We start from the raw sequence: 22,003 nt of genomic DNA, 5'->3' as shown, positions 1-22,003 counted from the left end.
CATGACCAAGCTCGACCTCCCCCGGAGGCGTCGGGCCACCGCCGCGTACTCGCCGTGCTCGCGTACCTGCGCACCTGACCCGCGGCGCGACGCGGAGTCAGGCCTCCACGAAGCCCGACTCGTACGCCGCGATCACGGCCTGCGTACGGTCGCGGGCGCCGAGCTTGGCGAGCACGTTGCCGACATGGGTCTTGACCGTTTCGACAGTGATGTAGAGCTCCTTGGCGATCTCGGCGTTGGATGCGCCGGTCGCCATCAGCCGCAGGATCTCACCCTCTCGGTCGGTCAGTGCCGGTAGCTCACGCTTCTTGCGCTTATCGGCCTGCGCGGCGACGAGCTGGCGTACGGCCGCCGGGAACAGCAACGACTCGCCCTTCGCCACCACCCGGATCGCCTCGATCAGCCCCTCCGGCGTGATGCGCTTGAGCACGAAGCCACGGGCGCCGACCCGCAGCGCGTCGTACACGTACTCGTCGTTCTCGTACGTCGTGACAACCAGGATCGCCGGTGGATCGTCGAGCTTGTCGATGAGCATCCGGGTCGTGTCGATGCCGTTCATGGTCGGCATGCGTACGTCCATCATCACGACGTCGGGGCGAAGCGAGCGCACGAGCGGCAGCACCTCCGTGCCGTCAGAGGCCTCGGCGACCACCTCGAGATCGTCCTCGGAGTCGACGATCGCGCGGAGCCCGCTTCGGATGAGGTACTCGTCGTCGACGAGCAACACTCGGATGGTCATTTCGCTGCCTCCCAGTCGATATGGATGTCTACGCACCATTCGTCGCCGTCCGCTCCGACGTCGATCGTGCCGCCGAGCGACGCGACCCGCTCGCGCATTCCGCGCACGCCGCGACCACCGCTCGGCCGTGACTGCGCCTCGCCCTCGGGTAATGGATTGCGGGCCTGCAGTCGCAGCGTATGTGGACCCACGGAGACGCGGAGACCAACGGGCCTCCCGTTCGCGTGGCGCATCGCGTTGGTCAATGCCTCCTGAACCATCAGGTACGCCTCGCGCGAGATGCCGATGGGCAGAGCGTCGAGAGCACCCGCGACATCGACCTCGATCGTCGCGCCGGCAGCGCGGTTGCGCCGCACGAGGGTGTCGAGCTGCAGCAGCGTTGCGGACGCCTCTTCGGTCGTCTCCTCGCGCAGCAGCCCGAGCACGTGGTCGAGATCCGCGAGCGCGGTGCGGGCCGACTGCTCGACGGCGCCGAGCGCTTCGTACGCGAAGTCGGGGTTCTTGCTCCACATCCGGCGCGCCGCGGCGGCCTGCAAGGTGACGACGCTCAGGGAGTGGCCGACGGAGTCGTGCAGATCGCGCGCGAGCCGGTTGCGTTCGGCCAGGTCGTCGGCGACGCGCTCCATCTGGGCGATCCTGGCCGCCTGCGACGGCCCGAGGAGCCGTGGCGCGAGGCGGGCCAGCAGGGCGCCGAGGGCAGCGCAGAGGTAGCCGAACCCGACGATCAGCCCGATGCCGTAGATCGGCATCGCGTACGTCGGGTCGACAGTGCCCATCTGACCGTCCCAGCTGGTCAGTGGGTAGAGCACCCACGCGATCGCGAGCGGGATCATCGTGATCGTCAGCGTCCCGACGACGCCACCCGCCAGCAGATGCATCGTGAAGTACGTGCCTGCGCGCCAACGGTCCTCACGCGGCGGACTGTCGGGCACAGCGATCTCGCGAATACCGCCGCCCAGGAGCTCGCGAGCGGTGAACATCTCGACCTTGCGTACGGCGCTGAGCGTGCCCGTCGCGGCGACGGCCGCGATCGTCGCGAGGAAGACGATGGCGACGACGGCCACGACGACCGCACCCTGCAGGTCGGTGGTGAACCCCACCGGCGTCATCGCGAGGAAGACGTACGGCAGCATGACTGCGCCGCCCAGCACGAGGTAAACCCAGTGCCGCCAGGTCACCGGTCGCGTGGGCGCGAGCAGGATCGCTCGGAGCCTAGTCGTCTTCACGATCCATGAGTCTGGCATGACGCGACCGTGCGTACGTCACCCGCGCGGGGGACGCCGATCGCCCGATGGGGCCAGTGGTGGTGCCGCTCGATCAGTTCAGCCGGCGGGTGCCCTCGGGCAGCGCACCGCCGGCGACGATGTCGACCGCGAAGTCCTGGAGCGCCGTCAACGCGACCTGCTGGCTGAACGGGCCGTACGAGATCCGCGCAACGCCGAGCTGTTCGAGTCGCTCGAGCGGGAGGGTGCCCGGTACGCCGATCACGCTGAGCCGTCGCTCACCGTACGCCTCGACCAGCGCGGTTATCGTCGGCTCGTCGAGGAGTCCGGGCACGAACACGCAGGCGGCGCCCGCGTCGAGGAACGCTCGGCCGCGTTCGACCGCATCGGCCAGCACCTCGTCGCTGGGACGATCTCCCGCCCGCAGGTACGCGTCGGTGCGCGCGTTCAGCACGAACGGGATCCCCTCGCTCTCGCCTGCAGCGACAACCGCCTCCACGGCGGCGACGGCCTCCCGTAGCGGCCGCATCTGGTCCTCGATGTTCGCGCCGACGATGCCGACCGCGATCGCCTTGCGTACGGTCTCGCCCGGCTCGCCGTACCCGGCCTCGAGGTCGGCCGACACGGGCAGCTCCGTCGCGTCGGCGATCCGACCGACGGCCTCGATCATCAGGTCGACCGGAATGTGCTCGCCGTCGGGATACCCGTAGGACGCCGCGATGGAGTGACTTGCAGTGGCGATCGCGTCGACGCCGGCGGTATCGGCGATCACCTGCGTGCTGACGACGTCCCATACGTTGACTAGTTTCAGCAGCGCGGGCTCGGTGTGGAGTGCGAGGAGGCGCACGGCCTGGTCGTGAGTGGACATATCCCGATCGTACGGCCCTCGCGCGGTGCGGCCCGATCCTTCGAGGCCGGGAAGCTCAGACCTCGCGCGGCATGAGCCGCGCGATGCTCGCCGGATGGCGGGTGAGGTACTCGGGAAGGCCCATCGGGGCGTGCCCGGTGATGCGGTCGACGGTGTCGCTGACCTTGGACAGCTCTCCCGCGGCGATGGCTTGGTACGACGAGACCCAACCGGTGACCTCGAACTCCGCTGCGCTGTACGACGCGCGCGACGCGTACGCCTCCTCGATCGTCTCGTCGTAGTACGTGATCTCGCGGCCGCACGCATTGCCGATGATCCGTGCGGCGTCGGCGAGACCGATCGCCTCGGGACCCGTGACGTCGTACGTACGCCCGGACGCGTCGCCGTCGACGAGGATCGACGCGGCGACGTCGGCGACGTCGTCGTGTGCGACCGCGGCAACCCGACCCGTGCCGGCCGGGCCGCGAATCACGCCGTCGTCGCCGACGAAGGAGACGATGCCCGCGAGGTACAGGGAGTCACGCAAGAAGGTGAACTCGAGCCCCGAGTCGCGGATGTACTGCTCGGTGTGCCAGTGGTCGCGTCCGAACGTGAACGTGCAGAACTCCGCGGCGCCCTGGAACGACAGGTACACGATCCGGGCGACTCCCGCCTGCACAGCGGCGTCGACGACGCTGCGATGCTCCTCGACCCGGTTCTCCGACTCGCTCGCCGACACCAGGAACACCGTGTCGACGCCGTCGAATGCCCGGATGATCGCCTCGCGGTCGGCGTACTCGGCCGGCGCGCTGATCTCGACACCCGAAAGGGTCGGCGCCCGACCGGGGTCGCGCACGACGAGGCGCTGGTCGGCACCGGCCGCCGCGAGGCGCGCGGCGACCCTTTTGCCGACGGCGCCCGTCGCACCGGTGATCGCGAACATGTCTCAAGGCTAGGCGACCACGGAAGGGATACCGGGTAGTTGCGACCGACACGTGTCTGCGGCGGCGGAATGTGACATACCGTCACAGCTCCTCGTTCGGCTCGGGCTCGTCGACTATTCGTCTCAGGATCGCGTTGTACGCCCAGAACGAGCCGACGACGGCGGCCGCGATCAGCGTCGACCAGAGCCACCACGGGTACTTCAGGTCCCAGGTCATCAGGCAGATGGTGCCCCAAACCGCGGCCTGGATGGCGGAGATGAGGACCGCGACAACGGTCACGACCTTGAGCACGACCGAAGGGATGAGCCATTCGTCTGTGGTTGGCTGCGTCATGGGTCGATCTCCTCGGACTGCGGTGCGATGCGTACTCCTCGAGTCTCGCAGGGCGCCGCGCGGGCGACGATGGTCGTACGCCTAGACCGGGGGTGGGCCTAGGTCTAGGCGGTCGGGCCTCCGTCGGCCGGGAACGCGTCGGCCGGCCGGGACACCAGCGCGGGATCCGGCGGCCGCGCCACGTCGGGATCCTTGTCGGCGTACTCGAGCCCGCTGAGTACGAGGCGCATGGCGTTGACGCGGCCGGTCCGCTTGTCGTTGGTGTTCACCACCCACCACGGCGCCTCGGGCGTGTCGGTGAAGCGGAACATCGCCTCCATCGCCTCGGTGTAGTCGTCCCAGCGGTCTTGTGCGTAGCGGTCGAGGGAGCTCAACTTCCACTTCTTCAGCGGGTCGGTGTGCCGGGACTCCAGCCGCCGCGCCTGCTCGTCGTGGTTGACCGCGAGCCACAGCTTGAACAGGTGGATGCCGGACTCGATCAGCGATCGCTCGAGCTCGGGCGCCTGGCGCAGGAACAGCGAGTACTCCTCCGGCGTGCAGAAGCCCATCACGTGCTCGACGCCGGCCCGGTTGTACCAGGAGCGGTCGTACAACACGAGCTCACCGGCAGCCGGAAGATGCGCGATGTACCGCTGGAAGTACCACTCGCTTCGTTCGGTGTCGTTCGGCTTCGCGAGGGCGACGTGGCTTACGTTCCGCGGGTTGGTGTGCCGGCGGAAGCGCCGGATGGTGCCGCCCTTTCCGGCCGTGTCACGGCCCTCGAAGATCACCAGCACGCGTTCGCCGCGTTCGGACAGCGACGACTGCAGCTTGACCAGCTCCACCTGGAGGTCATGGAGCTCGCGGCGGTACGTGGAGCCCTTGAGCTTCGGCGGATGTACGAGGTCACCCGAGCTCGGCGGCTGATCGGCGTGGTTCACGCCTCGTATCATCGCACCGCGTCGAGAAGCGGCAACATGACGAACGACCAGCACTTCGAGAAGTACTGGTCGCGTCTGCGGAGGTGGCGGGATTTGAACCCGCGAGAGGTTTCATCCTCAACCCGCTTAGCAGGCGGGCGCACTAGGCCACTATGCGACACCTCCATGACACCGCCGCGTACGACCTGCGTACGAGAGGTGGCGTCGCCACAGACTACTAGGCGGCACACCGGCTACTCCAATCGGCGGTACCCGTGCGCGCGGTTGAGGCGCTCGTTGACCTCGTGCTGTAGCTCGTTCGCCCGGGCCGCGACGAGCAGCAGCGGGACAGTCGACGTGCCGTCGCCGACCTCGATGACCAAGGCGTACCCGTGCAGGGAGTCGCGCGCCGTTGCGCGCGAGACGTCGCGCCAGCGCGCCTTTCGTACGCCGCCCTGAGGCACCCGCCCGAGCCGATAGCCCTCGTCGTCGAGGCGAACGACGGCGGGTGGACGTACGAGCAGCAGCACGCTCACCACGACGAGCAGGGCGGCCAGCGCACCGACCACCCAGGCGGCGGCGAGCCCCGCGCCGTCGTCGAACACCCCGGCGAGCAGCCAGGCGACCACGACCAGCACGGCCGCGAGCACGAACCGCAGCCCGAACAGGCGCATGCCCGGCCGCGGGTCGAGCCGGTAGACGGTCTCGTCGGATTTCATGGCGCCAGCAGGATCCGGCTCGTGAGTCCGCCCGCTTCGAGCCTGCGATGCGCCTCCGCCGCCTGGTCGAGCGGCATCGTGACGTGGTCGATGGTCACGTCGCCCGCGCTGAGGAGCTGGATCGCACGCCGTGCCGCCTCGTCCGCGAAGGTGGGATGTGCCATCAGCAACCCACCGATGTTGAGGCCGAGGACCGCACGATTCGTCAGCCAGGCATCGTTCGCGCCGATCATGACGTCGCCCGCGCCGCTGGCGTTGCCGACGGCGATCAGCCGACCGAGCGGGGCGAGTAGGCCCATGCTCTGGGCACGGAGCTCACCGCCGACAGGGTCGACGACGACATCGACCGGATCGACGTCGTGCTCCTTGAGCGATGCGATCAGGCGGCGGCCGTCGACGATCGTGTCGAACCCGTGCCGACGCGCGGCCGCCGCGGCCTCGTCGCTGCGTACGCTCCCGATGACCTGACCCGCGCCGAGTGCCTTGGCGACCTGGCCGACCATGGCCGCGAGACCGCCGGCAGCACCGTGGACCAGTACGCGCTCACCTTGTCGCAGGTGGGCAACCCGCTCCAGGACGATGAGCGCGGTCGTGGTGTTCGGTACGCCGGCGACCGCGAGGGCGGGGTCGAGAGTGGCCCCCGGATCGTCGATCGGGAACGTGATCGCGGCGTCCGCGATGCTGACTTCGGCGTACCCCCCGGCGGTCGGACGAGACAGGGTCACCACCGGCCGACCAGGCTCGAGGCCGGAGACGCCCGCACCGACCGAGCGTACGGTGCCGGCGACCTCGAGGCCGGGGATCAGCGGGGTCGTACCGCCGAACTCGCCGCGCCGCATCAGCACGTCGGCCAGGCCGACGGCGGCGTGCGTCACTTCGATGGCGACCTGTCCCGAGGCCGGTTCAGGGGTCGAGACCTCCCCTACGACGAGCACATCGGCGTCGCCGAAGCGAGGGACGGTGACGGCGCGCATGTTGAACCTCTCCCGGTCGCGTGGCGGTGGCAGAGGGGGCGGGATTCGAACCCGCGACTGGTATCTCTACCAGTGACCGCTTTCAAGGCGGTTCCGTTCGGCCGCTCCGGCACCCCTCCTCGGCGTCGTGCCCTGACGAGCAAACGCCGGGACCGATTGTCGCATCCCCGCATCATCGAACCGCGGCGAGTACTCAGCGAAGTGCCGCGGTGCGCGGCGGCTCGGGCCGGATCTGGGCAACGGCCTCGCTGCGGCGCGCCCGGCGGCCCGACCCACCCGTCAACATCTGGTCGATCCGGCGTACGACCAGTCCGAGCAGGATGCCGAGGATCACCGAGTAGACCGAGGAGAGTGCGACGTAGTCGACGACGGCGTCCGGCGAGACGAGGGACGTCGCGATCGTGCCGGTGCCGATGACGCCGAACGCGCACATCCACCAGCCTTGCCGGCGACTGGAGCGGGTGCTGACACCCCAGACGAGCGCGGGGAACCCGACCAGTACCTCGCTGGGTCTTGGCACGCCACCGAACGTGTCGCGCATCCAGCCGACCGTGTCATCGACCGCCTCGGTCACGGCCGACGAGCCGTACGACCGCAGCACGGCGCCATACATGAGGACGACGAGGACAAGCACGGCTCCGCCCAGGATCGTCGCGAATCCGCGGCGGCCGAGCCCGTGCAGGCCGGCGCCGAGTCCCCAGACGACGCTGATGGTCAGGATCAGGGCCAGGATGTGCACCGTGATGTTGTAACGCTGCGTCAGTACGTCGGCCTCGAAGCCGGCGACGGCGATCGCGCCGGTGCCGGCGATGACGGCGGCGACGAGTGCCTCGAACGTCGCACTCCACCAGGTACGGGCAGGCCGGGTGAGCATCACTGCGAGCACGCCGGACGACACCGCGCCGACGACGGCCATCCCTGCGGTGAGCCAGGAGGGGTCCCAGACCAGCCAGGTCGCTGCGGCGACGAAGGCCAGGCCGCCCCAGAGCAGCACCCGACCCCCGCAGCGGTGCGCGAGCGCGACCATGAAGAGCACGGTCAGGAGGGCCGAGCCGGCCGGGGCGACGCGATCGGGAACGTCGACGCCGGCATCGACGTCGATCAGGCCGGTCAGGGCCGCCGCGGTGCCCGCGACCCAGAGCACGAACCAGAGGAACGCCTTGGCCCTTCCCACGGCCGGGCGCTGCTTGCCCACGGTCGGCAGGTTGTAGAGGCCGGTCATTCCGGTCCCGTTACTGTCCGGGGCCGGCTCGATCGGACTGCGATGACTCATCCGGGCCGCCCTATCCGGCGGTTGGCGAGCGACGGGTTCGTCGCGCGCGCCTCGGCGAGCCGATCGGCGTCCAGCTCGGCGTACACGGTCGTCGTGCGCTCACCGGCGGAGACGGCCACGACGCCGAGCGGGTCGACGGCCGACGTACCGGCGGCGTAGCGACGTCCGCATTGGCCGACGGCGACGACGTCGACGGTGTTCTCGATCGCACGGGCACGCAGCAGGGTGATCCAGTGGTCTTCCTTGAGCGGCCCGGCCACCCAGGCGGCGGGTACGACGAGCACATCGGCGCCCGCATCGACGAGCATCCGGGCGTACTCGGGGAAGCGCAGGTCGTAGCAGGTCATCAGGCCGATCGTGCGCCCTGCGACGGGCAGCGTGACGGTCGTGACGTCTCCGGCGGCGAGCCGGTCGGACTCGAGGTAGCCGAACGAGTCGTACAGGTGCACCTTGCGGTACGCGGCGCGCAGCGAGCCGTCGGGGCCGAACGCGACCAGCGTGTTGTACGGGAGCCCGCTCGGGGTGTCGCCGACCTCGAACATTCCCGCGACGACCGTCGTCTCGAGGCGTGCGGCATGGCGGGACAGCAACTCGCAGAAGGGTCCGTCACGGGTCTCGGCGATCGCGGCCAGGTCGTGGTCGGGCGCACCGAAGTCGTGCATCACCGCCTCGGGAAGGACGACGAGGTCGACCGGGCCGCGTACGGCGTCGAGAGCCTTCTCGACGGCCTGGCGGTTCTCGGCCGAGTCGGTCGTCGCACTCATCTGGTGCAGGGCGATGCGCATCCATCCATCTTGGCAGGACTGCCACAATCGGTGGGTGACGCCCTATGACGCGATCGTCCTGGCGGGCGGGCGCTCGGTGCGGCTCGGTACCGACAAGACCCGCGTCGCCGTCGGCGGCACCCCGGTGCTCGACCGGGTGCTCGCCGCCGTCGCCGACGCCCGGAGCCGGCTCGTGGTCGGCCCGTCGCGTCCGTTGGCGGACGCCTCCCGCGTGCGCTGGTTGCGCGAGGACCCGCCGGGTTCCGGCCCGGCGAGCGGGGTGGCGTGTGCCGTCCCGTACGTCGCCTCCGAGCTCGTTGCCGTGCTCGCCGGCGACCTCCCGTACGTCGAGCCGGCGACCGTCTCGCGCCTGGTCGAGGCGACGGGTGACGGCGACGGCGCGGTGCTGCATGATGCCGACGCACGACCCCAATGGCTGTGCGCCGTCGTCCGTACGACCGCCCTCCGGCGGCAGGTGGCGTCGCGCGACGACTGGGCGGGCGCCGCGATGCGCGAGCTGCTCGACCCGCTCGACCTGGCGAACGTCGTGTCGGTTGGCGCCGAGTCGCACGACATCGACACTCCCGACGACATACCGTCGGAGCCATGAATCTGCAGCAGTGGACCGACGAGGTACGTGCCGCACTCGACATCGAGGTCGAGCCCGATCTGCGGGCCATCCTGGACACCGCCCGTGACGTCGCGCACGGGGTCGAGCGCCCCGCGGCACCGGTTACCGCCTTTCTGATCGGCTACGCGGCCGGCGTACGCGGTGGATCTGTCCGCGACATCGAGGACGTCGACGCGGCAGTACGCAATCTCGTACCGACACCCCCAGCCGACGACGCGTGATCGACGCGGCGAGCTGGGTCTTGGGGCCGGTACTCGCCGGCCTGACCCTGCTCGCCGTCGTCGTCGCCGCACTCAGCAGGCTCGACGTCTCGCGTCGCCTCGCGTACGCGGTCGTGCGCGCCGTGATCCAGCTCGCCGCCGTGTCGCTGATCCTCGTCTGGGTCCTTCGGTCCGGCCTGTGGACCGCGGCCTTCATCGGGCTGATGCTGCTCGTCGGAGCGTGGACGTCGTGGCGCCGAATCGGCACCGACAGCGGCCCGCCCCTGTGGCCGATCGTGCCCATGGCGGTCGGCGTGACCCCCGTACTCGCGACTGTGCTCCTCAGCGGAGTGGTGCCGGCCGAACCCGAGGCGGTGCTCCCGATCGCCGGCATCATCATCGGGAACTCCATGACCGGCACGTCTGTCGCGGGACGGCTCGCGCTCAAGGAGCTCGTCGACCGGCATGGCGAGTACGAGGCCGCGCTCGCGTTGGGCCTCTCCGGGCGCGAATCGGCCTTGATGCTCCTTCGCCCGGCCGCGACGACCGCGCTCATACCGGCCATGGACCAGACCCGCACCGTCGGGCTCGTCACGCTGCCTGGCGCGTTCATCGGCGTCCTTCTCGGCGGCGGATCCCCGACCGAGGCCGGGGCCGCCCAGATCCTGGTGCTGGTCGGCATCCTGGCGGCGCAGGTCATCGCCATCGTCGTCGTGATCGAGTGGCTGGCCCGGAGTCACCCCAGGGGTGGCCAGGTGGTGGCGTAGCGGGCGATGCATTGCGATCCCGACGCGCGGCTGAGTGCGGTGTTACATCAGTTGCGGTGACGCTGGGCCCGCTCGATCCCTTGTCTGATGTCTCGGAGATGGTGAACGGTCTCGTGTGCAGCCGTACGCGCGAGCTGCGCAACAGTACGCGGCGTCCCGTCGGAACCGATTCCGAAACGGTCGCATTCATCATTGTCTAGCGACATGAGCACATCGGCCAGCTCGGCACAGGTTCGACGTACGTCGACGAAGACACCCAACGGAGTTCGGTCGCGGTATCCGCCGTCCTCGCACGCCCTTGTCCCAGTCGTAGGCGGAGAAGTGTGGCCGATCCTCGGTACGTACTCGTTCGATCCGAGCGCCGTACCACGCCAACGCCGCGGCCGCGTGCGCCGCGTACTCAAGCGGTGACCACACGTTCGGCGCGGGGCGTCGCCGGACCTCGACCACCTCGACGGCGTCGGTCGCCGTTGCCAGCAGATCTGGAAACTCGGCAACCTGACGCGCGACCGTCGCCAATCCGACGTGATCACCGCCGAAGCCACACTCCGCGCAGGGGTTCATCGCGCTTGTAGCCTCGCACGGTTCGGCCGACATGGAAACGAACGACATCGGCGAGATCCGCCGTTTGTGGGTCACATGGGCGTGCTGGTGCCCCGCCGCGGTGGTGCTGTCGCGACGGGGATCCTAAGCGGCGTCCCGTTTTCGGCGGTTGCGGATGGTCGGTGTGGTGCGGCCGGGGAGTTTGGTCGTTGTCCCGCCGGTGACGAGGTAGGACCGTCCGGCGGGTGATTGCCAGAGCCAGATGCCGGGCGCGGGTGATTGCACGGTCCATGCCGTGAAGGTCTTCGCGCGATGGTGGTATCGGCACAATCGGTGGCCGTTTCTCGAGTTGGTCGGGCCGCCGTCTCGGTGGTTGATGATGTGGTCGTAGTCGCCGACCCGGGCGGGGCGGGTGCAGTGCGGGAAGGTGCAGGTCAGGCCGTTCATCAGGCCGAGCTGCTCCTTGAGCCGCGGCGGTGCGACGTACCCGGTGGCGGAGATGGTGGTCTCGAGGTCGATGACGGGTTTGACCGTGACGTGGGAGTGGCCGAGGATCTCGGCGGCTTCGGAGCGGGTGATGGCGCCGACGTCTTCGAGTGACCAGGTGCCCCAGGTGCGGTCGAAGTGCAGGTACAACGTCGTTGCCCGCGACCCGCGGGTGCGGGTGGGACGGGTGAACGCGTCGGGCCGCTCGGCTCCGTCGGGTGGGGCCGGGTTCGGTGTCGGCTCGGTCTCGCCGGTCTGGCTGGTCTGGTCGGTCTGGTCGGTCTGGTCGGGCTGGTTGTCGGTCTGGGTGTCCTCGCCGGCGCGTGCCGTCTGGACCTGGTGGTAGAGGTCGTCGAGGGAGTCGGGTTCGTCGAGCATCCCGAGCGCGACGGAGCGGAGGATGCCGTGAGGTCGGTTGTCGCCGAGGAACCGCAGCGATTCGACGATCTGGTCGAGACGCTGGTCGAGCCTCTTGCCGTCGTCGAGGGACAGGGTGCCGGAGATGCGGGCGACACCGTCGTCGGGCCAGATCGACACACTCCGCCGAGCACTGTTTTCGTTGCGCTGGTTTTCGGGGTCGTCGGGGTCTTCGGTGATGCGGATCTGGTCCAGGATCTGGTTCACCCGCCCCATGCTCACCCGCGCGATCAACGGCGTCCCATCCACATTCGCTGCGGCGAGCCGTCGGTCTGCGTCGCCGGCCTGGGCCAAAGTGAACTTCCGGGTCTTGCGGGCGACCTTCCGGATCCGCCACGCATCCACCGAACCTTCGTGCAGGCAGGCGAACAGTCGCGGGAGGCGGTAGGTCAGGTCGAGGGCGTCGGCGATCAGGTCCCGACTGCCGGACGCGGACAGCCCGAGCGCGGGGCCGACCTCACATGCGGCGTATTCCGACACCGATGGGGTGCCCGACCCGCCGTAACGGGTCCACTCGTTGACACCGCCTGCCCGTGCGAGGGGCGTGTCTGCGGTGTCGGCGAGGTAGCCGAGGAGGGCGTCGTACTGGGCGGCCTCGGTCTGCGCCAGTTGGCGCCGCGCATCCAGGGCGATGTCGAGCCCGTCCTTGGACTCGGCTTCGTCGGTGAGTGTGGCCGCCCTCATAGAACATATTCTGCCACCCACCACCGACAGAACCGGATGCTCAGAGGCCTTATCCACAAGGGAATACGAGAAAAGGTCGAGAAAATTCTAGGCCCGGGTACCCCGTGCGAAGAGAATCTGCGTTTTGGGTGCGGATAGCGACACAAGCGTGTTGACCGGACTCCTGATCGACACGCCGTGTGCTTTACGCATCGGAGCCAGCCCGGGTCGGTAGATGTTGCCAGCAAACGGACTGGGAAGGGAACGCACGGTGACGCTGAAACTGGCCCGAAAGTGTAAGTGACGGAGAGGGCAGCCCACGTCGGTGTGAGCCGGGTTTACACCGGTGCTTTAGGTTCCGGGGTCATGCTGGACAAGATGGGGACACGACAAGGAGAGACGATGAGCGAGCTAACTACCACGCAGCCGGCTGGCACACCGACCTGGATCGACCTGGGCATCCCGGATCTCGACCGCGCGATGACCTTCTACGGCGCGTTGTTCGGTTGGGAGTTCGATGTGGGACCGGCGGAGTTCGGCCACTACACCCAGTGCTTGCTACGGGGCAGACCCGTCGCGGCCATCAGGCCGAACCCCGATCCCGACGCCACGGACTTCTGGTGGAACGTCTACTTCGCGACGGATGACTGTGACGCCGCGGCCGCCCGAGCGCGGGACGCGGGCGGCTCGATCGTCACCGGTCCGATGGACGTGCTGGACCAGGGCCGGACGGCGATCATCAAGGACACCACCGGTGCGCAGTGTGGACTGTGGCAGGCCGGTGCCCACATCGGCTGCGAGATCGTCAACGAGCCGAACGCCCTGCTCCGCAACGACCTGGTCACCGCGGAATCCGGGCCCGCGCGCGACTTCTACGTCGCGGTCTTCGGCTACACGTTGGATGCCAACCCGGACATGCCCGAGCTCGACTTCACGTTCCTGCGCAGACCGGATGGCCACGAGATCGGCGGCATCGCCGGTGACCCAAAGGCCACGAAGTCCCGTTGGGGGACCTTGTTCCAGGTGGACGACGCCGATGCGGCGGCGCGGCGAGCGGTCGACGCGGGTGGGACCTCGGCCGAGCCCTACGACATGATCTACGGGCGGGTCGCGAACATCACGGACCCGTTCGGCACGGAGTTCGATGTCGGTGCGGCGATGACGAGCTGAACCGGCGGTCAGCTGGCCGAGTGGTCGAGCTCGGCAAGACGCGCGTGGATGTCGTCGGTGTGGACCTCCTCGACACGGTGAGACCGAGGTCGGCCAGGCACCATAGTCAGGGTGGACGTGCCTGCGCCGCCCATCGGCATCGCTTGCTTCAATCACACGGGCGATCACCGCCGTGGTCCCGGATCGTCGCCGTACCCGACACGGCCCTGTGATCATCGTCACAACGGGTCTCATGTTGCTGTCCCTTGCGAGGGTCTTGTTGCGGCGAGGTAATGCCCGATGGGATCGATGCTGATGACGGCGCCGGTGTAGCGAGGGCTATGCGGACACAGGTTTCGGTCCGGTAAAAACGCAGATTCCTTCATCGGCAACGGGGCCGGGCCGGCACCGAAGCGCACGGCAACGACGAAAGCGGAAGCAGAAAGCTGGGGAGAGCCGACCGGCGACCCGGGCCCACCGGAGACGGATCTCGTCGCCGCCTATCGGTCTGCACCGCCGCAAACGCGAAACGGTGAAGGCGGAAGCCCAACGCACGGAAAGGTGAAGGCAGGCAACCGAAGCATCAGACCGACCACCCAGGACCCGCGCCGACGACTACCCGAGCGGAACCCGGCGCCTGAGGAAGTCCAACTGGTCCGCGACGGCCGACTCGAAGGGCTCACCGTGGTAGATGTCGAAGTGACCGACGTCGTACCGCCGGAGCTCGCCATCGCGGGCCCGGCGGGCGTACCAACGGGTGACGCGTGCGGGTGTGACGGCGTCTTTGTCGCATACACAGAACAGCATGGGACATGCGACGTCCTTGACGGTTCGGCCGGGAGCGTACAGCGGGATCGTGAGTCCTGCACGGGCGGAGACGGTGTCGGGATGCGTGTGCCCTACGGGTACGAGCGCCGCGTATCCGTCTTTGGCATCGGGTGCGACCATCAGCGCGGCATCGCCGCGGGCTCCAGTGATGCGTACGGTCGCGGGCGCTCGCGTGGAAAGGTGTGCGCCCACGTCGCGCAGCCCTGCGAGGAGCACCTTGGTGGCGCTGAGCATGCCTAGTCTCAGGGCCGATGCGGTCCCATGCGTCAATGGGCATTGGGAAATCACCGCCGCGACGCGCGCGTCTCGGGCCGCAACGGAGATCACGAGACCGCCCGCGAGACTCGTGCCCCAAAGCACGATCCGATCTGGGTCGGCTCGCGGCAGGGAGCGTGCGTAGTGAACGGCTGCGGTCCAGTCGTCGATCTGGCGGCGGAGGTCGAGGAGCTGCCGTGGCTCACCCTCGCTGTCGCCGAAGTGACGGTAGTCGAAGGCGAGGGCCCGATAGCCGGCGTCGCAGAAGCGCTCGGCGTACGCGTCGAGGCCCATGTCTCGGGTCGCGCCGAGCCCATGCCCGAGTACCACGAGCGGCGTGCGGCGAGGCGGCCCGGCAGGCTCGTAAAGCCAACCGGCACAGGCGTTTGGCCCCGATGCGAACGTCACGTCGAAGCGCTTCATGGGTGCACCATAGCCCGTTGCACAGGTGGTCGAACGTCGCCGCGTACGGTTGCGCCATGCGCGCAGTGATCGTGTCTGAACCGGGCGGCGTCGACGCCCTCGAGCTCGTCGACCGCGACGCCCCGACGCCCGACTCCGGCGAGGTCGTCATCGACGTCGAGGCGGCCGGCGTCAACCGTCCCGACCTCGCGCAGCGGATGGGCAACTACTCCCCGCCACCCGGAGTGACTGACATCTTGGGCCTCGAGTGCGCGGGCACGATCTCCGCAGTCGGCGGTGGCGTTGAGGATTGGCAGGTCGGCGACCCGGTGTGTGCACTGGTCGCCGGCGGCGCGTACGCAGAGCAGGTCGCGGTACCGGCCGGTCAGGTGCTGCCGCTGCCGGCCGGCGTCTCGACGGTCGAAGCGGCATCGCTCGTCGAGGTCGCATGCACGGTGTGGTCGAACGTGTTCATGCTCGCCGGCCTTCGCCCGGACGAGGTACTCCTCGTGCACGGCGGCGGCAGTGGCATCGGCACGATGGCGATCCAGCTCGGGCGTGCGCTCGGTGCGCGCGTCGCCGTGACCGCCGGGTCCGCCGAGAAACTCGCCGCATGCCGCGACCTCGGCGCCGACATCACCGTCAACTACCGCGAGCAGGACTTCGTCGAGGTCGTACGCGAGGCGACCGATGGCCACGGCGCCGACGTGATCCTCGACATCATGGGCGCGAAGTACCTGCCCCGTAACATCGACACCCTGGCCACCTCGGGCCGGCTCGCTGTCATCGGCATGCAGGGCGGCGTCAACGGTGAGCTCAACATCGGCACGCTGCTTCGTAAACGTGCCGCCATCATCGGCACCATGCTGCGTCCGCGACCCGTAGCCGAGAAGGCGGCGATCGTCGAGAGCGTCCGGGAGAACGTGTGGCCGCTCGTTGCCGACGGCGCGGTTCGGCCGATCGTGCACGCGACCTTCCCGCTCGACCGCGTACGCGACGCACACCAGACACTCGAGGACAGCAGCCACATCGGCAAAGTCCTGCTCACCACATGATCGGGCTCGCCTCCGGGCCGTACGCCGCCACCGTCAACCCGCTCGGCGGCGGGCTCGCCACCCTCACGTACGACGGGAGCGACCTGATCGTTCCGCAGCACGGCGAGTCCGGTACGCCGCGGTTCCGTGGCGCCGTGCTCGCACCGTGGTCTAACCGCATCGGCGACGGCCGCTACCGGTTCGCAAACACCGACCACCAGCTGTCGATCACCGAGCCGGAGCGCGACAACGCGCTGCACGGGCTCGTACTCGACGAGCCGTGGACCATCGCGGATCGATCGGACTCGACCGCCACCCTTCGGCTGCGGGTCGGGCCGGTCACGGGGTACCCGTTCCTGCTCGACCTCACACTGACGTACGCGCTCGCGGACGACGGGCTCACCGTCACCCTCGACGCCTCCAACGCCGGTGACTCCGCGGCCCCGTACGGATGCGGGTTCCATCCGTACGTCTGCCCGGGCACCGATCCCGTCGACGCGGCCACCCTGCGGTTCGAAGCCGCCGAGCGCCTGCGCACCGACCCGGTCCGCCTTCTGCCGACCGGACGCGAGCCGACCCCAGGCACGCCGTACGACTTCGGGGCGGGTCTGCCCATCGGTACGCGCGAACTCGACGACGCGTTCACGCAGTTGAGCCACGACACGGACGGTCGCCATCACCTCCACGTCGGTCGCGTCGCGGTGTGGTGGGACGCCGCAATGCCCTGGGTGCAGCTCTTCACACCCCCCGACCGCGCGTCGATCGCGGTCGAGCCGTGCACCAGCCCGCCCGATGCGTTCCGTAGCGGCGACGATCTGGTCGTCGTCGAGCCGGGGTCTTCGCACCGCGTCACCTGGGGCCTGCAGGCCGTGGACTGATACCGGCGCCCGCAATCAGTACAGTGGCGGTATGACCGACAAGCCATCCGAACACACCGTCATAGGACCCGACGGCCGGCCGGTCGCCGTACCTGCGGACGACGAGCACGAGCCGCCGTCGGTCACCGACCTGGTCGAGCAGCCCGCGAAGGTGATGCGGATCGGCAGCATGATCCGACAGCTGCTCGAAGAGGTAAAGGCAGCACCGCTCGACGACGCCAGCCGCGCGCGTCTGCGAGAGATCCACACGACGTCGATCAAGGAGCTCGAGGACGGTCTCGCGCCCGAGCTGATCGAGGAGCTCGAGCGACTGAGCCTGCCGTTCGGGTCGGCGACCCCGTCGGAGTCCGAGCTGCGCATCGCACAGGCGCAGCTCGTCGGCTGGCTCGAAGGCCTGTTCCATGGCATCCAGACCGCGATCTACGCCCAGCAGATGGCCGCGCAGTCCCAGCTCCAGCAGATTCGACGCGCGCTCCCGGGTGGCGCGGAGGCCTCCGGGCAGCCGCCGTACGAGGGTGGCGACGCCGAACCGGGCGGCGGCCGCGGGATGTACCTCTAGTGCCCTACGTTCGAAGTACCTTGACGTCTTTCGCCGCCCAGGCGGCGCCCCGCGGCGTTCTCGTCGTCGGAAATAGGGCCGACTATGACGTCTCCTCCTCGGCCTTGCGGATGCATCCACCTGGACGACGCCTTCCGTAGAGCCACTTCAAACGCAGGACACTAGCCGTTTCTGAACCCATCGCGGACGAACCGCGTCTCACCCGGGCGGTGGGGGTGTCCAGCATCCCTCGCCGCCGGGTATCTTGCGCAGCAGGCATGCGTACGTGAAAGCCGCACACCAGGCGGTTCGGCCCATGAGACGACGGGACACACATGCAGGTCACTCCATCGACACCGGGACCACCCGGCGATGAGGACGTGCCGACCTGCGCGGCGCACCCCGAGATGTACCTGCACGAGCTACTCGACAACCCGCCGGTGCAGTCGAAGGTGGCGAAGGCGATCTGGGCCGAGTACCGCGAGCGCCTCGAGGAGGTCCGCAACGCCTGCGCCAAGTGCCCGCTGTTCGTCGACTGTCTCTACCGTGCGGTCGTCCAGGTCGATGTCTCCGGGTACGTCGGGTGTACGACGGCCCGGGAGCGCCGCCGCATCCGGCGCATGCTCGGCGTCTCTGTGCAGTCCGAAGACTTCGATACCATCGCCGGCGTACGTGCCGAGGGCAAGCCGATCGACCACCAGACCGTTCTCGCGACCCGGTCTGCGTTCCCGGCCGACTCGTTGGAGTCGATCGCCGAACGCCTCGGCTGCTCGTTGTCGACCGTGAAACGCCACCTGCGGCGTGCCCGCGAGGCCGACGCGGCTCCGAGCCCGCGCGCGAAGCCGAAGCGCGATGACGTGCCCACGGTCGACGACGTACTCGACTGCTTCGACGCGGTCGTCGAGGCCGACCGCTGAACCCTCGTACCGCGGTCGGCGCGTACGGCGTGGGCCTGACTGCACCGCTTGGCGTACGCCCGGTGTCGCCGCTCGGGCGATGCCGTGGCACCCCCTGAAGCGGGAGAGTCGGCTTGCAAGGAGCCACCGGGGCTCCGGCGAAGGACTCGGAGAGCGCGATGTCTACGACAACTGGGCGTACGCCAAGAGTGCGGCCGACCTTGTCGATCGGCCGGCGACTGCGCAAGACGGTGCTCGTCACGCACATCGTGTCGGCGGCCGCGTGGATCGGGATCGACGTCGTTGTCGCGCTGCTGACCGTGACCAGCTTCCTGACCGACGACGCACAGACGCAGGCCGTTGCGTACCGCGCACTCGGTCTGGTCGCCGTCTGGCCGATGTTGGTCGCCGGCCTCGCCTGCCTGACGTCCGGCCTGCTGCTCGGGCTGGGCACGAAGTACGGACTGCTGCGCTACTGGTGGGTCGCGATCAAGCTGTGCCTCAACGTCGTGCTCACGACGCTGGTCCTGGTCGCCCTTCGACCCGGTGTCGACGACCTCGCCGAGTATGGTCGCGCCACGCTGGCCGGTGAGTCCGCTGCGCCCGTCGACACAAGTCAGATGGCGTTCCCGCCGGCGGTGTCGCTCACGGCTCTGACGATCGCGGTGGTGCTGTCGGTGTTCAAGCCGTGGGGTCGCACCCGTAAGCGCGCGTCGAACAGGTAGCCGATCGACGTATGCGAGGCGGTCGCGTACTCCCGTCGGCGTACGCGCGGAGCCTCCCCGTAGGCGACGCGCCCGTGGTGCCGGCAGCGGCATCGTCGTGCCCAGCACCACGAACAGGGGGAAGGCATGACACAGCTGGCGACCCGCGAGGACAACGGCCTGCTCGTCCGTATCGCTCGCGACTGTGACGTCGTGATCGCCGCGGAGGTGGAACGCCTCCGACGCCGAAGGCCCTGCCTCACGCAGGCCGACCTCGACGCCGTCGACGCGGCCCTCGCCGAACTCGCCGAGCGCCTGCTGCTCGATGCGATCCGCCGACGGCCCGCCCTGCACGAGGCCATCAGCCCGATCTTCTCGACTCCCTCACCGCTCAACTCCCAGGGAAAGGCCACATCATGACCGATACCTCGACCCATTCGCAGCCCGCCGTCTCGGGGCCTGGCGGCTTCCGACGCGGCGCCCTCGCCGTGTTCCGCGCCATCGGCGCGATCACGCTGCTGGCGTGCGTCGTACAGATCGTGTTCGCCGGGCTCGGCTCGTACGGGGCGAGCTTCGACGCGCACCGGACGCTCGGCGGGATCATCGGCATGCTGACCGTGCTGATGCTGATCGTGGTACTCGTCGCGCGGCCTAGCTGGCTGAGCGTCGGTCTGACGGTTCTCGTCGTCCTGCTCGCGACTGCGGGTCAGACGATCCTCGCGAATCTCGGCGATGACACCGACGCCTGGTTCGGCGGAATACACGCGCTCAACGGCCTGGTCATCATGGGCCTGCTCTCGCGTCTGTCGTTCGGCGAGAAGGGCTTCACCGCGGCACGTACCGAGGTGGATGCGTGACTCTCACTCGACGCGCGCTGCTGCGGACGACGGGGGGGACTGGCGATCGCTCTGCCGCTCGTCAGTACCGGATGTTCGCTGTCGGACCGATCGACCACGACCGGCAAGGCACTCGAGAGTGAGATCGACCTGCCCGCCAAGTACGAACGCCCGCTGCCGATCCCGGAGCGCCTGCATCCAGTGCGGTCGGACCGGACGACCGACTACTTCGAGATCGTGCAGCGGGAGACCGAGCAGGAGATCGTGCCCGGTGCGCGTACGACGGTGTGGGGCTACAACGGCACGTTCCCCGGTCCTACGATCGAGTCGCGCAGCGGCCGGCGTACGGTCGTGCGGCACCGAAACGACCTTCCGGTGCCCACCGTCGTACACCTGCACGGCGCGCGCACCCCTCCGGAGAACGACGGCTACCCGATCGATCTCGTCCTGCCCAAGGGTGGGGATCATGGGGATCACTCATCCATGGAAGGCGGCGACGTGTCGGAGGGGCAGCGCACGTACGCCTATCCGATGCAACAGCGCGCGGCAACGCTCTGGTACCACGACCACCGGATGGACTTCACCGGGCCGGCGGTCTGGCGTGGCCTCGCCGGCTTCCACATCGTCCGCGACGACGAGGAGGAGGCGCTCGACCTCCCGGCGGGCGATCGGGAGGTGCCCCTGATGATCTGCGACCGCGCGTTCGCATCGGACGGCTCGTTCCTCTACCCCTCACGAGACGACTCCCTGATGGGTGACCCAGGGGTCGAGGAGGAGTACATGGACGGCGTGCTCGGCGACGTGATGCTGGTCAATGGCGCGCCGTGGCCGGTACTGGATGTCGCCGCGACGACGTATCGGTTCCGGATCCTGAACGCATGCAACGCAAGGCGTCTCGAGCTCGGGCTGGATCCGGCACCGGACGACGGGTTCACCCAGATCGGCAGTGACGGTGGCCTGCTCGGGTCGCCGGTCTCGCACGACACGATCCCGATCGCCCAGGCCGAACGGTTCGACGTGGTGATCGACTTCAGCGGGTACGACATCGGCGACGAGATCACGCTGACCAACGGTGCCGGGGACGGCGACATGTCCGAGGTCATGCGGTTCCGGGTAGCGAGTACCGCACCGAGGCCCGAACCGCTGCCCGAGAAGCTCGCGGACATGAGCGCGTACGACGAGCTCGACGAGTCGGCGGCAGAGGTCACCCGCAGCTTCGAGTTCGAGAAGGACGGCGAGCGCGACGGCATGGAGATGTGGACCGTCAACGGCAAGCTGTTCGACCCAGAACGGATCGACGCGAAGCCGGCGCGAGGTTCGATCGAGGTGTGGGAGCTGCACAGCGACCCTGCGCATCCGATCCACCTGCACCAGGTGTCGTTCAAGGTTCTCTCGCGGAACAAGAACGACGACGAGCCGCTGCCCACCGACATCGGCTGGAAGGACACGGTCGACCTCAAGGAGGGCGAGACGGCGCACGTACTGGTGAAGTTCGACAGCTACCCGGGCAAGTACGTCTTCCACTGCCACAACCTCGAGCACGAGGATATGGCGATGATGGCGAACTTCGAGATCACCTAGACGTTCCGGAGGGCGCGTACGAGACCGGGAAGCCCCGCGAGCAACGCGTCCCGCTCGGTGGGGCTCAGCTCGGCAGCGAGGCGATCAAACCTCTCGTGCATCCCGGAGCCGATGCGGCCATGGGTCTTGCTGCCGCGCGCCGTGATACGCAGCCGGCTGTAGCGGCGGTTGTCGGGGTCGCGTTCCTTGGTGATCATCCCGTCGCGGACGAGATCGGCAACGAGACGGCTCACCGTGCTCTTCTCGAGGCGAAGTCGCTCGGCCAGGTCTCGCTGCGACAGCGTGTCTGCGGCGTCGAGCTCGTGCAGGGCGAACAGCTGGGTCAGCGACAAACCCCGTACCTCTTCGTCGGGGTGGAGCTGCGCGGCAACGCGACCGAGGTCCATCAACAGCGCGTGCAGTTCGTCGGCATGCTCGACCATCCTGCGCCTCCCAGCTGGTCCAGAGTTGTGTCATACAACTCATCGACGTACGATCGAA

The 22,003-nt window shown here is 68.8% G+C and carries 25 protein-coding genes and 2 tRNA genes; 12 read left to right on the top strand and 15 right to left on the bottom strand.

Annotated elements, in window-relative coordinates:
* Positions 1 to 97 precede the first annotated feature (97 nt).
* The 12 genes from L0C25_RS11310 to L0C25_RS11255 all read right to left on the bottom strand — a co-directional run bounded on the left by L0C25_RS11310 (position 98) and on the right by L0C25_RS11255 (position 8,736).
* Positions 98 to 739 (bottom strand): response regulator, encoded by a 642-nt coding sequence (locus L0C25_RS11310; RefSeq protein ID WP_271636597.1) that lies wholly within the window; start codon positions 737 to 739, stop codon positions 98 to 100.
* Entirely contained in the window at positions 736 to 1,965 is a 1,230-nt protein-coding gene (locus L0C25_RS11305) for a sensor histidine kinase (protein ID WP_271636596.1), read from the bottom strand. Before L0C25_RS11305 ends, L0C25_RS11310 begins: the two co-directional genes overlap by 4 nt.
* 91 nt (positions 1,966 to 2,056) lie before the next feature.
* The gene (locus tag L0C25_RS11300; RefSeq protein WP_271636595.1) at positions 2,057 to 2,830 is read right to left on the bottom strand and encodes an isocitrate lyase/PEP mutase family protein; all 774 of its coding nucleotides are present in this window, start codon (positions 2,828 to 2,830) and stop codon (positions 2,057 to 2,059) included.
* 55 nt (positions 2,831 to 2,885) lie between these two features.
* Positions 2,886 to 3,752 (bottom strand): SDR family oxidoreductase, encoded by an 867-nt coding sequence (locus L0C25_RS11295; RefSeq protein WP_271636594.1) that lies wholly within the window; start codon positions 3,750 to 3,752, stop codon positions 2,886 to 2,888.
* An 82-nt stretch (positions 3,753 to 3,834) separates the two neighbouring features.
* The gene (locus L0C25_RS11290; protein ID WP_271636593.1) at positions 3,835 to 4,086 is read right to left on the bottom strand and encodes a hypothetical protein; all 252 of its coding nucleotides are present in this window, start codon (positions 4,084 to 4,086) and stop codon (positions 3,835 to 3,837) included.
* Between the two features lie 104 nt (positions 4,087 to 4,190).
* Complete coding sequence (gene ppk2 / locus L0C25_RS11285; RefSeq protein WP_271636592.1) at positions 4,191 to 5,006, bottom strand: polyphosphate kinase 2; 816 nt, start codon at positions 5,004 to 5,006, stop codon at positions 4,191 to 4,193.
* Positions 5,007 to 5,084: 78 nt separating this feature from the next.
* Positions 5,085 to 5,171, bottom strand: a tRNA-Ser gene (locus L0C25_RS11280).
* A gap of 68 nt (positions 5,172 to 5,239) precedes the next feature.
* Positions 5,240 to 5,704 carry a hypothetical protein gene (locus tag L0C25_RS11275; protein WP_271636591.1) on the bottom strand — a complete coding sequence of 155 codons (465 nt, stop codon included), beginning with the start codon at positions 5,702 to 5,704 and terminating at the stop codon, positions 5,240 to 5,242.
* Entirely contained in the window at positions 5,701 to 6,678 is a 978-nt protein-coding gene (locus L0C25_RS11270; protein WP_271636590.1) for a quinone oxidoreductase family protein, read from the bottom strand. The genes L0C25_RS11275 and L0C25_RS11270 overlap by 4 nt, the downstream gene beginning before the upstream one ends.
* A gap of 27 nt (positions 6,679 to 6,705) precedes the next feature.
* A tRNA-Ser gene (locus tag L0C25_RS11265) sits at positions 6,706 to 6,797 on the bottom strand.
* Between the two features lie 74 nt (positions 6,798 to 6,871).
* Positions 6,872 to 7,900 carry a hypothetical protein gene (locus L0C25_RS11260; RefSeq protein ID WP_271636589.1) on the bottom strand — a complete coding sequence of 343 codons (1,029 nt, stop codon included), beginning with the start codon at positions 7,898 to 7,900 and terminating at the stop codon, positions 6,872 to 6,874.
* Positions 7,901 to 7,947: 47 nt separating this feature from the next.
* A complete protein-coding gene (locus L0C25_RS11255; protein ID WP_271636588.1) occupies positions 7,948 to 8,736 on the bottom strand; it encodes a carbon-nitrogen hydrolase family protein in 789 nt (262 codons plus the stop codon).
* Positions 8,737 to 8,770: 34 nt separating this feature from the next.
* On the opposite strand from L0C25_RS11255, the gene mobA reads away from it, so the two are divergent.
* From mobA to L0C25_RS11240, 3 genes are read left to right on the top strand one after another with little or no spacing between them, the layout of a single operon-like run.
* Entirely contained in the window at positions 8,771 to 9,325 is a 555-nt protein-coding gene (mobA, locus tag L0C25_RS11250; RefSeq protein ID WP_271636587.1) for a molybdenum cofactor guanylyltransferase, read from the top strand.
* Entirely contained in the window at positions 9,322 to 9,567 is a 246-nt protein-coding gene (locus tag L0C25_RS11245) for a DUF6457 domain-containing protein (protein WP_271636586.1), read from the top strand. Before mobA ends, L0C25_RS11245 begins: the two co-directional genes overlap by 4 nt.
* Positions 9,564 to 10,313, top strand: coding sequence for an ABC transporter permease (locus L0C25_RS11240; RefSeq protein ID WP_271636585.1), 750 nt, complete (start codon positions 9,564 to 9,566; stop codon positions 10,311 to 10,313). Before L0C25_RS11245 ends, L0C25_RS11240 begins: the two co-directional genes overlap by 4 nt.
* 687 nt (positions 10,314 to 11,000) lie before the next feature.
* On the opposite strand, the gene L0C25_RS11235 is transcribed toward L0C25_RS11240, so the two are convergent.
* Entirely contained in the window at positions 11,001 to 12,443 is a 1,443-nt protein-coding gene (locus tag L0C25_RS11235; protein WP_271636584.1) for an HNH endonuclease signature motif containing protein, read from the bottom strand.
* 345 nt (positions 12,444 to 12,788) lie between these two features.
* Here L0C25_RS11235 and L0C25_RS11230 point away from each other — a divergent pair, with 345 nt between their 5' ends.
* On the top strand, positions 12,789 to 13,592 hold the full coding sequence (locus L0C25_RS11230) for a VOC family protein (protein ID WP_271636583.1): 804 nt from the start codon (positions 12,789 to 12,791) through the stop codon (positions 13,590 to 13,592).
* Positions 13,593 to 14,186: 594 nt separating this feature from the next.
* On the opposite strand, the gene L0C25_RS11225 is transcribed toward L0C25_RS11230, so the two are convergent.
* A complete protein-coding gene (locus tag L0C25_RS11225) occupies positions 14,187 to 15,077 on the bottom strand; it encodes an alpha/beta hydrolase (RefSeq protein ID WP_271636582.1) in 891 nt (296 codons plus the stop codon).
* A 56-nt stretch (positions 15,078 to 15,133) separates the two neighbouring features.
* On the opposite strand from L0C25_RS11225, the gene L0C25_RS11220 reads away from it, so the two are divergent.
* The 8 genes from L0C25_RS11220 (at position 15,134) to L0C25_RS11185 (ending at position 21,523) form a co-directional block, all read left to right on the top strand.
* The gene (locus L0C25_RS11220; protein ID WP_271636581.1) at positions 15,134 to 16,111 is read left to right on the top strand and encodes an NAD(P)H-quinone oxidoreductase; all 978 of its coding nucleotides are present in this window, start codon (positions 15,134 to 15,136) and stop codon (positions 16,109 to 16,111) included.
* On the top strand, positions 16,108 to 16,968 hold the full coding sequence (locus L0C25_RS11215; protein WP_271636580.1) for an aldose 1-epimerase family protein: 861 nt from the start codon (positions 16,108 to 16,110) through the stop codon (positions 16,966 to 16,968). The genes L0C25_RS11220 and L0C25_RS11215 overlap by 4 nt, the downstream gene beginning before the upstream one ends.
* Before the next feature lie 31 nt (positions 16,969 to 16,999).
* A complete protein-coding gene (locus L0C25_RS11210) occupies positions 17,000 to 17,527 on the top strand; it encodes a bacterial proteasome activator family protein (RefSeq protein WP_271636579.1) in 528 nt (175 codons plus the stop codon).
* A 314-nt stretch (positions 17,528 to 17,841) separates the two neighbouring features.
* Positions 17,842 to 18,423 carry a sigma factor-like helix-turn-helix DNA-binding protein gene (locus L0C25_RS11205; protein WP_271636578.1) on the top strand — a complete coding sequence of 194 codons (582 nt, stop codon included), beginning with the start codon at positions 17,842 to 17,844 and terminating at the stop codon, positions 18,421 to 18,423.
* A 158-nt stretch (positions 18,424 to 18,581) separates the two neighbouring features.
* Entirely contained in the window at positions 18,582 to 19,127 is a 546-nt protein-coding gene (locus L0C25_RS11200; RefSeq protein WP_271636577.1) for a hypothetical protein, read from the top strand.
* Positions 19,128 to 19,253: 126 nt separating this feature from the next.
* Positions 19,254 to 19,526, top strand: coding sequence for a hypothetical protein (locus tag L0C25_RS11195; RefSeq protein ID WP_271636576.1), 273 nt, complete (start codon positions 19,254 to 19,256; stop codon positions 19,524 to 19,526).
* Positions 19,523 to 19,963 (top strand): DUF6220 domain-containing protein, encoded by a 441-nt coding sequence (locus tag L0C25_RS11190; protein WP_271636575.1) that lies wholly within the window; start codon positions 19,523 to 19,525, stop codon positions 19,961 to 19,963. Before L0C25_RS11195 ends, L0C25_RS11190 begins: the two co-directional genes overlap by 4 nt.
* A gap of 180 nt (positions 19,964 to 20,143) precedes the next feature.
* Positions 20,144 to 21,523, top strand: a complete 1,380-nt coding sequence (locus tag L0C25_RS11185; protein WP_271636574.1) for a multicopper oxidase family protein — start codon at positions 20,144 to 20,146, stop codon at positions 21,521 to 21,523.
* Here L0C25_RS11185 and L0C25_RS11180 read toward each other — a convergent pair.
* The gene (locus L0C25_RS11180; protein ID WP_271636573.1) at positions 21,520 to 21,945 is read right to left on the bottom strand and encodes a MarR family winged helix-turn-helix transcriptional regulator; all 426 of its coding nucleotides are present in this window, start codon (positions 21,943 to 21,945) and stop codon (positions 21,520 to 21,522) included. The two genes, L0C25_RS11185 and L0C25_RS11180, sit on opposite strands and share 4 nt — an antisense overlap.
* Positions 21,946 to 22,003: the final 58 nt, after the last annotated feature.

Source organism: Solicola gregarius (assembly GCF_025790165.1).
Classification (GTDB): domain Bacteria; phylum Actinomycetota; class Actinomycetes; order Propionibacteriales; family Nocardioidaceae; genus Solicola; species Solicola gregarius.
This window is presented reverse-complemented; position numbering and strand designations above follow the sequence as displayed.